The organism is Stanieria cyanosphaera PCC 7437, assembly GCF_000317575.1.
Lineage (GTDB): Bacteria > Cyanobacteriota > Cyanobacteriia > Cyanobacteriales > Xenococcaceae > Stanieria > Stanieria cyanosphaera.
Map to the genome: position 1 here is coordinate 55970 of NC_019765.1, position 16223 is coordinate 72192.

The following is a 16223-nucleotide window of genomic DNA, read 5'->3' on the forward strand; positions in this document are numbered from 1 at the left end:
AGACAAGGTTCTGTTCTTTGACGTTAGCCAAAAGCAAAGAATTTTAGTCAAACGAATGAGTTTTTTACACTTGTTAATCAAAAGCTATAGTTTAAATACAGTTATGTCTGTAAGATTTTAATCATTAATATAGAATTGAGCTTGAGCAAAAACCGCCTCAGCCACTTCTGTCCCCAAAATACTGCCATAATGATTGCCATCGCTAAAATGAATTCCTCCGTAGAGGCGAGAAGTTCCAGCCTCTCGTGCTGCCTGCGAAAAAGTATCCCAACCCAAAGTAACCGTCTTCTCAGGAGTCAATCCCGGTTCAAAACGAGATTGTCCGGGGTCAAAAGTCACCTTGGCACCAAACTCATCACTACCGGTAAACAATTGTAAAATTTCTGCTCCAGCAGCACTAAAAGCACTATGTCCGGAAGTATATTCAGCAAAAGGTGGTGAAGGATGAGAGTTGGGAGTTTGATAGGTAATAAAATCTTTCGCTAAAATCGTAGTCTTCCCCAGACCTGGTTGCCAAGCTTCAATGGCATAACCGCCCAAATCTCGATTGTATTCTCCAATCAGACCCAATTCTCCCAATTGTCGAATCGCGGCGACGGGACGGGTGTAATCGTAATAAGTTTTGCACTCCCAAGTAGCAATTCCCGTATCGAATAAAGCGTTACTGAGGGTAAAAAACATCTTGGCATCTTGGTCGAGACTATGGTTATCGCGATCGGAAACATACTCACCAAAGCTCATCCAGGTACCGGGAGGAAAAGAAGTACCGCGTCCGTCTTCCCAAAATTCAGCGATTAGTTTTTGTCGGTCGGTCAAATTAGCACTGTAATCGATAATTTCTTCTGCCTGTTTGATAAATTTGGGATTGATAATCGTGCCAATTAAACTGCGGTCAACCTCCAGTACCGAACCATCCGCTAGGGTAATGGTTTTAGCGTCGAGATTAACTCGTGAGGGGCTGACCTCGCCCTCGAAGGGCGAGACTTGTACGCCGCCCCGTCCATCTACCAATAAAAAAGGTTCGGGAGTGGGAGGACGAAACTGCTCTCCAGATTCCATTGCAAAAGGAGTAACATCGATGGCAATGGCGAATTAACCAATCCCGTTACTACTTATACCTACGACTCTTCGGGTAATCTAGTTAAAACTATTGATGCTAATAACAATGTTACTGAAAATGAATACGATGAGCTTAATCGCCTGAGTAAGATAACAGATGCCGAAGGAAAAGAAACCGAGTTTGAATACGACTCGGCAGGTAATTTAACTCAAGTAACCGATGCAGAAGCTAGAGAAAGTCAGAATATCTACGACAGCAGAAACCGCCTGATTGCAGTTATCGATCCTCTAGGTAATAAGACTCAGTATCAATACGATTTGGATGATAATTTAATTGCAACTATCGACCCTTTGGGTAATAAAACTCAGTACGTTTATGATGCCAGAGGTCGCTTGATTAAACAAATCGATGCTCTTGGCAATTCTACTACTTATTCTTATGACAGGGCAGATAATTTAGTTGAAGTAGTCGATAAAAATGGTAATAAAACCAAATACACCTACGATGAGCTTAATCGAGAGATTGCCAGAATAAATCCCAATGGAGATAAGTTTAAGACCAATTACGATAAGGTAAGCAATGTTATCTCCACTACCGATGAATTAGGTAGAGTTACCAGTTTCGATTACGATGGGCGAAACAGATTAACAACTACTACCAATGCTGAAAATGGAGTAGCTATCTTCCAATACGATGATGCTGGCAATCTACTTGCTTTTTCCGATGAGTTGAATCGTACTACTAATTACACTTATGATGCCCTCAACCGTCAGGTATCTGTAAAAGACCCTTTAAACCACGTTACTACTTCTCGATATGATTCTGTTGGTAATTTAATCGCCGTAAGTGATGACAATCATCATACTACTGAATATGGTTATGATTCTTTGAATAGGTTGAAGCAAGTAACTAATGCAGAAGGAAATACGGTAACGACTGAATATGATTCTGTGGGTAATGTAACTGCGGTAACTGATGAGTTAGATAGAACTACTAATTTTACTTACGACGAACGTAATCTACAAACATCGATTAGCGATCCTCTAGGACATACTTCTACTACAGAGTATGACGGGGTAGGAAATGCAATAGCCCTACTCGATCCTCTGGGTAATAAAACGAACTATGCTTACGATCCACTATACCGCTTAACATCTCAAACTGATGCCCAGAATCGTACTACGAATTATAGTTATGACCCTTTGGGTAATTTATTATCTCTAACTGACCCTGAAGAGAATACAACTAATTATACTTATGACGAGAATGGCAATAGAACTAATCCAGGTTATGTAACAGGTGAGAATAATCAGCTTCTTTCTGATGGCAAGTATAACTATGAGTATGACGGAGAAGGTAACAGAACTAAAAAGACATCTATTGTTACTGGTGAAGTAACTGAATATGAATGGGATTATCGTAATAGATTAACTGGAGTTGTAACCAAAGATGGTAGTGGTAATGTTATTAAACAAGCTGACTATACCTATGATGTCTTTGATAGAAGGATTGCTAAATCTGTTGATGTTGATGGTAATGGTGTAGCAGAGAAGGTAGAAAGGTTTGTCTATGATGGCGATAATATTGCCCTGACTTTTGATGGTGAGGGTAATCAGAAAGAGAGATTCTTCCACGGTGTCGGCATTGATGAAATATTAGCGCAGGAGAATCAAGACGGTGAAGTGCTTTGGGCGATAAGCGATAATCAGGGAAGTGTTAGAGATGTGGTTGATGGTGATGGTACTGTTGTTAATCACATTACTTATGATTCCTTTGGCAAGGTAACTTCGGAGACTGATAGTAATGTTGATTTCAGGTTTGGGTATGTCGGCAAAGAGTTAGACCCTGAGACTGGTTTACGACGTAATGGGAAAAGATATGTCGAGGGAGATAGGTTTATTTCCGAAGACCCAATTGGTTTTGCAGGTGGGGATAGTAATCTTTACAGGTATGTCAATAATAGTCCTGTTAACTATGTCGATCCTTTGGGACTATTCCTGCTTACCCCTGATAATTCAAATCCAACCTATGTTCCAATGCCAGTAGGTGGTGGAGGGTTACGTAACACTATTCCAACCCCTCCTCCAAGTGGTTTACCTAATAGTCTTCCACCAGTTGTAAATCCGTCTAGAGAAAATCCTTTCGATCCCCTGCAAATTAATCCCGACCAAAAGAGCAATCCCTTTTTTCCTAATTTTAGCGATTTATTCGAGAAACCTAATGATTGGTTTAAGAGAATGAGGGAATTTATTGAAGACATTAGAGAAGAAAACGACGAGAAGGAGAAAGAGCAAGATAGAGATAATAATTCCGATAGTTGCGGTTGGGGCGATCGGGATAAATATTTACCTCCTCAAAATAGTAGTCAGAATGGAGATAATAATGATGAAAGTATAATAGAAAGTACAAGTACATTAGCGGAAGCTTCTGATGCAGCAAATCAAGCAGCAGATAATGTTGATAATTGGACTCCCAAAAATAAACACCTACAAAGTACTACAGCTAAGCGTGCTGCAAAATTTAACACAGATGATGTAAACGATGTTAGAGATATTGTTCAAGAAGCCTTACGTTCTCCAGATGCTCAGTTTTTTCCAAACAATACTGATGGTTCTGTCAGAGTTGTTACTGACTTAAAAAGACCAATTGGAACTAAAGGGCAAACTAAAGTTCGCGTAATTATAGGGAATGATGGTGAGATATGGAACGCTTTTCCAGTAAACACAAATTAGAAATAGTTTTTAATATTGTTAGTGTGCCTTTTTGCTTAGAAGGCGCAAAAACAGTAGCAGATATTGAAGGGAACTTGATTGTATACATAAAAAAAAGAATATTTCTTAAAGAGGAAGATATTTTATTGCTAGAGTTCGCAATTATTTTAAATAGATGGCTACAAAATATTCAAAATCACGAAATCAAAAATTTCTATTATGAATCAATGAATTATGAAGAACAGCCCATCTTAGAGTTTGTTAAAATTGACGAGAAAAAATGGAATTTACAATCTGTATGGGAAGAATTTAAAAATGATGAATACGTTGATTTCAATGAACTTTTAACAGCAGCAACAAATTACATAACAAAACTAAAACATGAACTTAAACAGGAATTTAATCTAGATGTTTGTGATTTAATGAAATAACAGCGCGATCGCTCTCCCGTAGCGATTGTCTTGGATGTCAAGTGCGATCGCGCCGACCTAGGGTAGTTCGTAAAAACACATAAGTATGATCGCTCTCCCGTAGGGTGGGCAAATGATTAAAATAAAAAAAAACGTTTCAGTCTGAATAATTGCCCACCGTTTTTAATCTCTAATTAATTATCAAATCTGATGATTAAGCAAAGATAGCAGGGAAAAAATAGCACTATTTAAAGTAGGCAAACCATTCTGTTCCTGATAATTTTTCAACTGCTCATAAGTAGATTGCTCGACTTTGACATACCACTCGCATCCATTATTTCCTGGTTTATAGTTTAATCCTTCTTGCTTTTGAGAAGATGATGTGTTCCCTATTTGGCGTGGCAGATGATTTTCTTCAATCTCAGCCACAATATTTTTAACAAGACGTGCAGAAGGTACTTTTCCCTTAGCTTGAGAAATTGCTTCAAGCCAGACTTGTGTTTGTTTCTCAGGTGGTAAACTCATTAAAGGACGGCACTGTGATTCTTTAGTTGGAAGAATGTCAACAAATTGTTGACATTTTAAATTATCAACAACGGATGCTGCTTTGATCAAATAGTAAGCGGATGCTCTAGTAAAATCAAAACGATTACGGCAATAAGCTTCAAAAGTGCGGTAATTTTCTCGATATAAACGTTTGCTCTGAATTTGCCTCAAAGCAAGTCCAGCCAAATAAAAGCTGGTTTCTATTGTTTTTTCTAACCTGAGTAGTTCTTTTGTTTGTGAGGCAGTTAAGCAGCGAGAGCTATTAGAGACTACTTCTGTTGTTACTGTTTGAACAACTCTCCAGTTTCCATCCCCGTCACTTTCAACTACATCGCTCAACTCAACTAATAATTTCCTAATAACTGGCATCGGGGAATCCAACTGTGCAGCAACTTCAACCTCACTAATCCAACTTTGTTGTTGGCACAGATACACAAAAACCGTATCTACGGTTAAATCTGATTGATAACTTCGTTGTTTTAAAATATTCATAGTGAATCAATTCTTTGGTTTACGAGTAGCGGTTGTGGCTTTTCCAGGCATAGCAACCGCTCTTTTATTTCTATATTATAGACTATATAATAGAATACCACGAGTCTTTTTGATAGACTATATAAGTAAAAACCAGAAAAAATCTAAGAGTATATGACAAATCCCAATTCTTTGGCGAACCTCAAACACGAAGGTCGTCCATTGAAACGTGGTTCGACAAAAAAACATAGACGTTTAAGCGTCACCGATGAAGGATGGAAAGGATGTCAAGAGCTATCAGAGGATTTGGATATGTCTATTTCAGAAATTTTGGAATCATTAGGTCGTGGAGAATTTATTTTAAGTAAGCCATTAACCAAATAGCTTTTATAGACTACAATAATGAAATTAAAATCCCAATGGAGATAAGTTTAAGACTAATTACGATGAGGTCAGCAATGTCATCTCCACTACCGATGAATTAGGTAGAGTTACCAGTTTCGATTACGATGGGCGAAACAGATTAACAACTACTACCAATGCTGAAAATGGAGTAGCTATCTTCCAATACGATGATGCTGGTAATCTACTCGCTTTTTCCGATGAGTTGAATCGTACTACTACCTATACTTATGATGCCCTCAACCGTCAGGTTTCTGTAAAAGACCCTCTAAATCACGTTACCACTACCAATTATGATAGTGTAGGCAACGTTACGACGATTACCGATCCCTTAAACAATACTACTACCTACAGTTACGATGCTTTGAATCGAGTTAATGCGGTAACCAATGCAGAAGGAAATACAGTAACGACTGAATATGATGGAATGGGTAATGTTGTTGGTGTAACTGATGAGTTGGGACGTACTACTGAATTTGGTTATAACGAGCGCAATGAGCAAACTTCAGTAACAAACGCCTTGGGATATACTACCAAATCCGAATATGATTCGGCAGGTAATCTAATCTCCGTCACCGATGCGAGAGGCAATACCACCAGCTACGAATACGATAAATTAAATCGTTTAATATCTGAAATCGATGCCAATAATCAAGATGTTAATTATCAATACGACGGGGCGAGTCAGTTAAAGTCTGCATTTGACCCTGATTCGGCTTATAGTTATCAGTACGATCTCGCTGGAAGATTAACTCAGGTTGATAATGTAAGTACGACTAATGTTCCTAATGTAGTGTTTAACTACACCTATGACCCCGTTGATAATCTGACTCAAGTTACGGACAGCATCGATGGAGTCGAGCGAGGAATTGAAACTTTCGCCTACGACGAACTAGACCGCGTTACTTCTATTACTCAGTCTGGAAATGGGGTAGAAGATAAACGAGTTGATTATACCTATGATGCTGCTTCTCAGATGACGCAAGTATCTCGTTATAAGGATTTAGCGGGTACTCAACCTGTAGCTGAATCTAATTATAAGTTTGATGAAGCTGGAAGTCTTACTGAGTTAACTCACAATAGCGATGGAGAAACTATTTCTGCCTACGAATGGGCTTATGACCAGGCTAATCGGATTACTCAGGCTACTTCACCTGATGGGACTTCTGATTATAACTATGATAAGACTGACCAGTTAACTGATGCGGAGCATAGTTATCAAGAGGATGAATCGTATACTTATGACGAGAATGGTAATCGTAAGGGTTATGGTTATGTAACTGGTGAGAATAATCAATTACTCTCGGATGGTAAGTATAACTATGAATATGACTCCGAAGGTAACAGAACTAAGAGGACATCTATTGCTACTGGTGAGGTAACGAACTATTCTTGGGATTATCGTAATCGTCTAACTGGAGTTGTAACGAAAGATAGTGGTGGTAATGTTATTAAACAAGCTGACTATACCTATGATGTCTTTGATAGAAGGATAGGTAAATCAGTAGATAGTAATGGGGATGGTGTAGCGGAGAAGGTAGAGAAGTTTGTTTATGACGGCGACCATATTGCGTTAGTCTTTGATGGCGAGGGGAATCAAATCGAAAGATTCTTCCACGGTACTGGGGTAGATTCGGTTATCGCACAGGAGAATGCTTCGGGTAAGGTGCTTTGGGCATTGACCGATAATCAGGGTTCGGTCAGGGCGATCCGATCTTAGATAATGATGGCAATGTTGTCAATCATATTACTTATGACAGTTTTGGAAATATTACCCTCCAGACTAATGCTGGTACTAATTTCCGCTTCTTCTATACGGGAAGGGAATTAGACCCTGAAACTGGTAATTATTACTATCGAACTCGACCCTACGATCCGAACACGGGTCGATTTATTAATGAGGATACCATTGGTTTTGCTGGTGGGGATAGTAACTTATATCGTTATGTAGTTAATAGTCCAGTTAACTATATCGATCCTTTTGGATTGAGAGGCTACAGTGGAGCTAATAAGTATGTAGCTGACGGACCTCTTTACGGAGCGGGAGCAGGAAGTGGTGGTTTCAATCTTGGCGGAGCAAGAGGTAGTGGAACAATTGGTAGTGCTGGTTATAAAGGTGTAGGTCTTCAAAATGGAGGATTGCCTAATACTGTTCCGACTCCTAATTCCACTCCTAGTGTTCAGCCTAATAATTTTCCTTTGATTCCCAATTTATTTGAAGCAGCAAAAGAACTTCTTCAAGATATCTTTGGCAACGATGATGAAGATTTCGATTCAGACCCTCTCAAAATTAATCCCGAACCAGATAATGATGATTTCTTCAATCCCGACGAGCCTGATAGTTGGTTTGACAAACAAAAAGAACTGACTGAAGAAATAAATGAAGAAAACAAGAAGAAGGAGAAAGAGCAAAATAGAGATAATAATTCCGATAGTTGCGGTTGGGGTGATAGGGATAAATATTTACCTCCAACTAACAGTAGTCAGAATAATGATAATGATGACAACAATCCTGATCCACAGGGGAGTCAGAATAATGATGCTCCTGGAGATTTTCATGATTCAGCACGTCCTCTAACTCAAGAAGAAGCATTATCTCAAGGTTTAGATATTTTCAATAGACAACAAATATCTAGTGATGATATTAAAGGTGCGTTTCCTCCTCCAGGAGGTTCAGCAGGACACGCAAGAAGTAAGCATAATTTTTCTAAAGATCTTCAAGCCGAGATAATTAATAATCCAGATCGTATATTTGCTGGAATCAATGATAATGGTCGGCAAGTTACCGTCTTTTATAAAGATCATAATGTAGTAATAACACAAAACAATGACCATACACGTGTTATTACTGCTTATGGAAAAGATGGAATAGGCAGAAATGCTAAAGGCCAGCCAGTTCCTGGAAAGCCCGTAGACCTAAGCAAATGGTCAAATAACAGTAACTATGTTGAAATAAAGGGCAACCAAAATACATCAGAATCAAGACCTATCATTTTGGGAGAGTAAACAATGGATTACGATCTTGAGCAGAAATTGTGGAATGCAGGTCAAACAGACCAGATATACAAGAAAGAAATATGGTTGAAAATTGTATATTCTTTGTTAAGTGATTTTCAGAAATTCATTGGACAAAGTTTTGAAAAAGATGAAGAAATAAATATGGATATTAATAATCCATTTTCTCCTTCATTTGGAATATGGATTTGGAAAGATGGAGAGAACTTATACGAAGGGAAATCAAACATTATCGATAGTTCAATTGAAACCAATAACAAAAAATTTCTTTTGCCTTCAATAACCTGGTCTGGTGTAATGGGTGGTGATATGATTGGAAGCAAAGAAAATGACAAAACTCAAGAAATTTTTTCAGTAAGTCTTACGCTATTTCTTTTTGATTCTATAAATAAAGAACGTATTCGTCTTGATACTGGAGAAAGCATTATTGAATTTGTTTATAAGAAGCATTCTAATGGCCACGGAAATTGGATTAGCTTAGGTTGGCATAAAGACATATATGGAGAATGGGAAGATATCCAATATGAGTAAAATATTTGGATATTTGGATAACAAACTTTTAAAAAAGCACGATCGCTCTCCTGTAGTACGATCGCATCGTAGGGTGGGCAAATTACCAAGATCGAGAAAGGATTTGAATTAGATAGGGCTTGCCCACCATAAATAATGCTGGTACTGTAGGTCAACAAACCCCCAAACCCAACTCAGAGAAGACAGGAGTCGGAGCGTGATCGCCGTTCGCCTAGGTTTGGTGAAGCCAAGCGCAACCCAACATCATCCCTTCTGCAATCAAGCGGTTTCTGCTGTCGTAGATATTTTGACTTTATCGACTCATTGGTATTATGTTGGGTTTCACTACGTTCTACCCAACCTACTAGCTTGAATGAGATTTACTCTTTTAATGTCTTACAATCGCTCTGAAGAACATGGGTTGAAATCTCTGCCAGTCGCGAATAGCTCTCTATGTCGATAAATCCGCTGTCTTCCCGCTCTTGATTGGATTCTATATAATTCAGTAGCTCGTCTATTTCTGTCTTGACTACCTGAAGATTCATTTTAATCCCTACATATTTTAAATCCATTACTTTTTTCTCTCTCTCAAAATTTGTAGTATCTCTTCAACTGGTGCTTTCTCATTATTCATCTTTTCAATGAGCGATCGCAGTTCGCATAGTCATTAAATCTTGACAATAAAAGTGCTCCCGATATGTAGTAATTTTACTTATGCCGATTATAGCTTTTCTGTGATCTCTTGACGGACGAATTCTTGCCAGTCTTCTAGTTGTTGAAAAAATGATAATTACCAATTAATAATTAAGAATTAATAATTCTCCATTTTGGATTTAAAATACCTCTTTTTAAAGAATAATTATTTTTTTTATTTTTCGCTATAAGCAAAAAATAATTATTTTAAAATTAGTTTTTGTAAAAATATACCTATTTAAATATATATTTAAATATTATTCAAAACTTTTTATTACTTATTAATAACTAGTATAAAAATCATTTTATTTAAAAAAATATTAAACAAAATTATATAAAAACCTAACGATTTATAGTAACTGCAAAAAGCTATAAATTTTAAAATATTAATGGTTTTATATGATTAAACAAACTCAATTGTTTGAATTACAGTCAGAAAAATCAACTCAAAAATTAACTTTTTATTCTTCCTTAGAAAAACTAAATCGAGTCTGTCTAAAATGCGATCGCTGTCCTTTAAGTCAACAACGCAAACGAGTAGTAATTGGAAGAGGCAAGATTAGACCCGATCTGGCAGTTATTGGTGAAGCTCCAGGCAAACTAGAAGATAAGGTAGGACAACCTTTTGTTGGTGATTCGGGTAAATTTTTATTAAAAATGCTTCAAGCGGTACAACTCGATTCTAATGTTTACTTTACTAATGTAGTTCGTTGCCGTCCTCCAGATAACCGCAAACCCAGTGCAGAAGAGATTAAAGCTTGTAAACCCTACTTAATCGATGAACTCAGACTGATCGAACCGAAAATAATTATCTGTGCTGGAGCAACTGCCGTAGCTGGATTGACAGGTAAAAGAGAAAGTATCACTTCATTACGTGGTAAATGGCTCGATTGGGAAGGTATTTCTGTTATACCTATCTTTCACCCTGCTTATCTATTACGCAATCCTTCTCTTCAAAAAGACAGTCCTAAATGGCAGACTTGGCAGGATTTGATAGCCGTTAAGCTTAAGTTAGAAAGAATTTCTGCTTTAAACAGTCATCGCAGTTAAAAATTATCGCTTCCTTTTACATTTATTATTACATCGATGTAATAATAAAGCTATGGCAATAAATATTGAATATACCGATGAATTTGGTCAATGGTGGTCGGATTTAACCGTTAGCCAACAAAATGATGTTGCTGTTGTAATAATGCTTTTAGAAGAAAGAGGAGTTAGTTTGGGGTTTCCTTATTCTTCTAAAATTAATGGTTCTCGGCATTCGGGGATGCGAGAGCTACGAATTCAATCTCAAGGAAACCCAATTAGAATTTTCTATATGTTTGACCCCAGACGTACTGCAATTTTACTAATCGGTGGTGACAAGACTGGAGATAATCGTTTCTATGAAAGTTTTATTCCAATAGCAGATAAACTTTACGACATTTATTTAGAAGAAATTAAACGGGAGGGTTTAATATGAGCGGACATCACTCTTTCAATAAACTAACGGCTGAATTTACTGCCGAACGCAGAGCAGAAATAGCTAATAGAGCATCAAAATTGAAAACGGAAATGGCTTTAAACGAATTGCGTCAAGCTTTCCAACTCTCTCAATCAGAATTAGCTTCAAAGCTTAACGTCAAACAACCAGCGATTTCTCGTCTCGAACAACGTACTGATATGTATGTTTCTCACCTACGTCAAATTATTGAGGCTATGGGAGGTCAGTTAGATATAGTAGCTCGTTTTCCTGATGGTGAAGTCAAGATTACCAATTTTGATTTTACCAATTCTTCTTCAAGTAATTCTCCTTCTAATTAAAAATAGATTCAAACTTTTTCTATTCATAAGCTAACGCCCTTTTAGTTGGATGAATTGTCAAACTCATCATAATCAGAACATGGTCTTTGCCATTTTTTACTCAGTAGAAAATGGCTTTTTTATTAGTGATGAAAATTGTAGAAAAAGTTATCTATCCAATTATTACTAAACCTGAATCAATAGCAGAATTTTCTCTCAATGCGATCGCCCGCCAGCGCAACCATTACGGCATAGTTACAAATATCAACTCTGATAGTTATAGACCGATTACTATTAACTGGGATAAAAATGAACCATTTGCCTACACCGAAGACGAAATAAGAGTATTAAAAATTAAAATTGTCGAACAATTATTACCCCAGGAAACTATCGTATCTATGCCTCCTGGTACCACAGTTCTTTTAGAAAATGGAGAGCAAATTAAATTTGATTACCGACAAAAGTTTTTAGTTGAAAATAACAGCGATCGCCTAATCATAATTCAAAATATAGATACAAAAGAAACCTATCAATTTCAATTAGATTATTTTCCAGGTCAAGTATTTGTCCACTTTATCGAACCTGCAACAGTAACTCCTCTTGAAAATTTGCCGCTAACTCAACATGAACTCAAATACAAAGCTGAGATTTGGCTATTATTGGAATTCAATTGTCTCTTACTCAATAATTTAACACCGACGATCGAGCAACAACAAAAACAAAAATGGTTACAAAATCTAGATCGCCCTTTTAATCCAGATGAATTAGATGCTGCTTGGCAGATATCATTTAGTCAGTTTTTGCAAACTCAAGCTGAAAAAGTAGGTTTATACGGACTAAAAATAAGTACGAAAATACTCAAACAAACTGTCGATAATCAATTTGTATTTGGACATATTAGCGATATCGATTTTTATCAATCTAGCTTTTTACTTCAGTGGGATGATGGCGAAAAAATTAGTCTTTCGTACTTGGAAATGAAGGCACTTGCTATTTCTCTGGTAAGCTTAGTAAAACTTTCAGATCGCGTAGCTTACGAAATTAGTAGCGAGCGAGAATTATTAAAAGCTTATATTGGCTTTAGAACTAAAAAGTTAGCACAAGCATGGCTCAAACTGTTAAAACAGATTGTAGGAAGATTGAGTAATTTAAAAGATTGTCGTAGAGAAGAAAAACGTCATTTTTTAGAAAAAAGATGGCAATATTCTGTTGAAAAATTTCGTCACAAAAAGATATCGAGACGTTTGCAAGATTTAGAAATAATCGCTCGTCTAGACTTAGAAAAACCACCTTAAAAATCATATCTAAAAAATAATATTTGGCTAACGCTTTTAGATCGAAAATTATTTCTTAGCACTAAAAGCGTATGCATAATATTAATTTAACTGAAGTACCTACTGTATCCAACCTCGACAATCTAAAATCAAATAACTTAAGTTTTCAACTTCAAGAGCGATTACAATCTCTAATTTCATCTTTTGAACTCGACCTAACAGCAAGTCAACAAAAAGCAATAACTAAACTATGGCAGTTTATTCATTCTCCCGACCATTTTTTTCTCTTAGCTGGTTATGCAGGTACGGGTAAATCTACCATTGTTTTTGCCGTCATCAAAGAATTAATCCGCTTGGGTAAAAGAGTTGCTCTTACTGCTCCTACTAATAAAGCAGTAGAAGTAATCAGAAATATCGCCATCAAACAAGGTCTTGCAGTAGATTGTTTTACTATTCACCAGTTGCTGGGTTTATCTATCGTGGATAATCTAGGTAAGCGCAGTCTAGAACAAATTACTCCCAACAAAGTATTTTTCTACGATCTGGTATTTCTCGACGAATGTTCGATGGTGGGAAAAAAGTTGTGGAATTCGATTACCGACCAATTTTTTGACCGCAATCTTTTACTATCTAATCGTAAATTAATCCTCATGGGCGACCCCGCACAACTATACCCAGTCGGTGAAGGTTTGTCTCCTACTTTTAAAATCAAGAATAAAATAGTAATGAAAGAAGTAGTCAGACAGACTGGAGATAGTCCCCTACTGGATTTTGTTACTGCTACTAGAGCTGCAATTAAATTCAAATCGCAAATATTTTATCCCCAATCTTGTTTTAATTTTGGCGATAAGACTAACGGTGCGTTTAAAGTTAGCAGAAAAACATTAATTAACTATGCTTTAAAACAAATTCAAGCTAACTTTGAGCGTGACCCTGATTGTTTTAGAATCCTCTGCTATACCAATAAGCAAGTTAACTATTACAATCAAATTATTCGTCAAGAAATTTATGGCGTAGATAGCCCTCGCTATACTATTGGCGAACGCTTGATTGCTAAAAAAGCTATCTTTAATCCAGAAGGTAAAGTTATTACAATTTCTACTTCTACTGAATTTATTGTTCTCGATGCAGTTGAAACCAAATACTTTAACTATCGGGCTTATCGTTTGAAAATTAGTGATGGTAAATCGATCGAACAAATATATGTTTTACACGAATCGGAACAAAAAAGATTTCAAATTGACTTAGAAGCTAAACTAAATCTTGCTAAGGAAAAACCTTTTTTTTGGCATAGATACTATCAGTTTAGAGATAAAATATTTGCTGGAGTTGATAACTGTTACTCTCTTACAGTACACAATTCTCAAGGTAGTACCTTTGAGCAGGGGGTAATTGATAGTAAAGATTTAATCAAACGCTTGTATGTCGGTGATGAATCGGAACAAAAAAAGCTCAAGGAATATCATCGTCTATGGTATGTAGGAAGTTCGAGAATGCAGAATAAATTGTTGTTTACTTAACTTTTTAAACATTGCTGAATATTCTCTAATACATGTGATACAAGTAAAATAAAACCCATAAATAATATGCCCAACTAGTATTCTTTAAAAGTCATGGAGTAGAGATTGAATGGGTCAAAGAATCTTTACCCAAAAGTTATGAAAACGAATTAGTAAAAGATTTGATATTCATTATGTTTTCATTCTCAGCGTGACGTAGAGTAAAACGCGGTCTATTCAAAACTGCCAATGGTCAGGTTATTAACTCAGACATTAATGGCAGTTTGAACATCATTAGAATGTATTCCCCAGAGGCATTTACTGTCGAGGAGATAGTGAGTTGTGGCGTTCAACCACTAAAGGTTAATCCTTTAGGAAGAGTTGGATAGATTTAAGTACCTTTGTCTATTTTAACTTTAACGCTATCGCCTTATTAGCAATAAGATCGACTAATAAAAATTATGACCGAAACTATCATTACTAAAGAAAGAAAACGTAGAACAACCTCTACAATAAGTTCTAGAAAAAAAACGACAAACTCTACAACTAAAGCCAGCAAAACCGAGCCAGCTAGATCCGAAAGTAGTGAATCGACTAGAACCGAAATAGAATTATCTTGCGCTCGCACAGACTTGGAAACTGCACTAACCTATGTTAGAAAAGGCGTACCTCAAAATCCCCACCATCCTCTACTCCATCATGTATCTTTAGTTGCCGATTCAGAGAGTAATACTTTGGAATTAACTACTAACAGTCTCGACTTCGGGATGAATACCAAAATTAAAGCCAAAGTCAGTCAAGCTGGTCGATTAACCGTCTCTTTAGAAGTTTTAGATAAGCTGATTAAAAAGTTTCCCCAAGGTCAAATTAAACTTACAGCAATAGTAACGGAAGTCACAAAAGAAAAGGATTCAAATTGGCAGGGGGACTCTTGCCAACTTATTTTAGCCCCCGATAACGAGGATGCCCAATTCGAGTTAGAAGCTTGTCTGGGTGATGAATTTCCCACACTACCTCAAGTCACCAGCAGGTTGCTGACCATTCCTGCTAGTATCTTGCTCAAACAGATATCCAGTGCCTTAATTAGCGTTGCCACCAAACAGGATAACAAAATGCTAACTGGAGTTCGGTTTAAGTTTACTGTTGATGCCAAGAACTTGGCTAGAATTGACACCATTTCTACCGATAGCAGCAGACTGACTTTTACCACTTCCCTTCAACCTATGAATAAAGTGAAACTGACTACTGATACTAGTTTTACTCTATCTGCTAAGGTACTCAAAGAACTGAAAAACAATTTGACTGCCACTTCATCCGAACAGCAAATTAGAGTTTACTACGATGAATTGGAATCTTCTGAAGAATCTCAAGCAAAAAGTGCTGCGATAATGTTCGCTTGGGACGATAAGCGCATTGTTGCCCTTGTCATGCAGGGTGATTATCCCGACCTTTCAGCAGTAAGGGAAATGGTCGATAAAAATGACAAAATAGCTGTATTTAATAGACTTACTTTACTTCAAAGTTTACAGAGATTGGCAGTACTTAGCGAAGGTAAAAATAAAATACTGCATATATCTTTAGCTGATGAGCGGGCAAATTTCAAGGTGCAGCGTAGTGGCATCGGTAAAGGTCGAGAAAGTCATTCGATTGTCATGTCGGGAGAAGCAGCATCAATTCATTTTAATATCAAAAATCTGATCGATATCGTCAGCACGATTGAATCTGATGAGGTTTGCCTGAAGTTGCTAGATAGTCAAAGTCCCTGTTTGATAGAAGCTTACGGTACTTACGAGTCATCAACTATCCCAGTCAAAGTAGAACATATTATCGCACCTTTATTGGTGGAGTAA

The 16223-nt window shown here is 36.9% G+C and carries 16 protein-coding genes and 1 pseudogene; 14 read left to right on the plus strand and 3 right to left on the minus strand.

The genetic code is table 11. The features are described 5' to 3' along the window. Positions 1-117 precede the first annotated feature (117 nt). The gene (locus tag STA7437_RS22340) at positions 118-1059 is read right to left on the minus strand and encodes a vanadium-dependent haloperoxidase (RefSeq protein ID WP_015211914.1); all 942 of its coding nucleotides are present in this window, start codon (positions 1057-1059) and stop codon (positions 118-120) included. A 318-nt stretch (positions 1060-1377) separates the two neighbouring features. On the opposite strand from STA7437_RS22340, the gene STA7437_RS22345 reads away from it, so the two are divergent. Further along, a complete protein-coding gene (locus STA7437_RS22345; RefSeq protein WP_041620431.1) occupies positions 1378-3792 on the plus strand; it encodes an RHS repeat-associated core domain-containing protein in 2415 nt (804 codons plus the stop codon). Further along, complete coding sequence (locus STA7437_RS22350; protein ID WP_015211916.1) at positions 3762-4202, plus strand: DUF7878 domain-containing protein; 441 nt, start codon at positions 3762-3764, stop codon at positions 4200-4202. The genes STA7437_RS22345 and STA7437_RS22350 overlap by 31 nt, the downstream gene beginning before the upstream one ends. A gap of 180 nt (positions 4203-4382) precedes the next feature. Here the strand turns inward: STA7437_RS22350 and STA7437_RS25165 are convergent, their stop codons facing one another. Further along, positions 4383-5219, minus strand: a complete 837-nt coding sequence (locus tag STA7437_RS25165) for a hypothetical protein (RefSeq protein ID WP_015211917.1) — start codon at positions 5217-5219, stop codon at positions 4383-4385. Positions 5220-5372: 153 nt separating this feature from the next. Here STA7437_RS25165 and STA7437_RS22360 point away from each other — a divergent pair, with 153 nt between their 5' ends. The 6 genes and pseudogenes from STA7437_RS22360 to STA7437_RS26690 all read left to right on the plus strand — a co-directional run bounded on the left by STA7437_RS22360 (position 5373) and on the right by STA7437_RS26690 (position 9498). Next, positions 5373-5582 carry a hypothetical protein gene (locus STA7437_RS22360; protein ID WP_015211918.1) on the plus strand — a complete coding sequence of 70 codons (210 nt, stop codon included), beginning with the start codon at positions 5373-5375 and terminating at the stop codon, positions 5580-5582. 223 nt (positions 5583-5805) lie between these two features. Further along, positions 5806-7320 (plus strand): RHS repeat domain-containing protein, encoded by a 1515-nt coding sequence (locus STA7437_RS27185; protein WP_051036132.1) that lies wholly within the window; start codon positions 5806-5808, stop codon positions 7318-7320. A gap of 50 nt (positions 7321-7370) precedes the next feature. After that, a pseudogene (locus STA7437_RS27190) lies at positions 7371-7529 on the plus strand (RHS repeat-associated core domain-containing protein); the annotation flags it as partial. Between the two features lie 57 nt (positions 7530-7586). Then, positions 7587-8606, plus strand: a complete 1020-nt coding sequence (locus STA7437_RS27195) for a hypothetical protein (RefSeq protein ID WP_051036133.1) — start codon at positions 7587-7589, stop codon at positions 8604-8606. Positions 8607-8609: 3 nt separating this feature from the next. Beyond that, entirely contained in the window at positions 8610-9146 is a 537-nt protein-coding gene (locus tag STA7437_RS22370) for a hypothetical protein (protein WP_015211919.1), read from the plus strand. Between the two features lie 196 nt (positions 9147-9342). Beyond that, positions 9343-9498, plus strand: a complete 156-nt coding sequence (locus STA7437_RS26690; RefSeq protein ID WP_171815485.1) for a hypothetical protein — start codon at positions 9343-9345, stop codon at positions 9496-9498. 7 nt (positions 9499-9505) lie between these two features. Here STA7437_RS26690 and STA7437_RS22375 read toward each other — a convergent pair whose 3' ends face one another. Beyond that, positions 9506-9697, minus strand: a complete 192-nt coding sequence (locus STA7437_RS22375; protein WP_041620432.1) for a hypothetical protein — start codon at positions 9695-9697, stop codon at positions 9506-9508. 520 nt (positions 9698-10217) lie between these two features. On the opposite strand from STA7437_RS22375, the gene STA7437_RS22380 reads away from it, so the two are divergent. The 6 genes from STA7437_RS22380 (at position 10218) to dnaN (ending at position 16223) form a co-directional block, all read left to right on the plus strand. Continuing rightward, a complete protein-coding gene (locus STA7437_RS22380; protein WP_015211920.1) occupies positions 10218-10868 on the plus strand; it encodes a uracil-DNA glycosylase in 651 nt (216 codons plus the stop codon). Positions 10869-10920: 52 nt separating this feature from the next. Continuing rightward, positions 10921-11280, plus strand: coding sequence for a type II toxin-antitoxin system RelE/ParE family toxin (locus tag STA7437_RS22385; protein WP_015211921.1), 360 nt, complete (start codon positions 10921-10923; stop codon positions 11278-11280). Continuing rightward, positions 11277-11621 carry an XRE family transcriptional regulator gene (locus STA7437_RS22390; RefSeq protein WP_015211922.1) on the plus strand — a complete coding sequence of 115 codons (345 nt, stop codon included), beginning with the start codon at positions 11277-11279 and terminating at the stop codon, positions 11619-11621. The genes STA7437_RS22385 and STA7437_RS22390 overlap by 4 nt, the downstream gene beginning before the upstream one ends. Positions 11622-11731: 110 nt before the next feature. Next, positions 11732-12895: a hypothetical protein gene (locus STA7437_RS22395; RefSeq protein ID WP_015211923.1), complete on the plus strand. Its 1164-nt coding sequence runs from the start codon at positions 11732-11734 to the stop codon at positions 12893-12895. A gap of 71 nt (positions 12896-12966) precedes the next feature. Beyond that, on the plus strand, positions 12967-14394 hold the full coding sequence (locus STA7437_RS22400; RefSeq protein ID WP_015211924.1) for an ATP-dependent DNA helicase: 1428 nt from the start codon (positions 12967-12969) through the stop codon (positions 14392-14394). A 440-nt stretch (positions 14395-14834) separates the two neighbouring features. Beyond that, positions 14835-16223, plus strand: coding sequence for a DNA polymerase III subunit beta (gene dnaN, locus STA7437_RS22405; RefSeq protein ID WP_015211925.1), 1389 nt, complete (start codon positions 14835-14837; stop codon positions 16221-16223).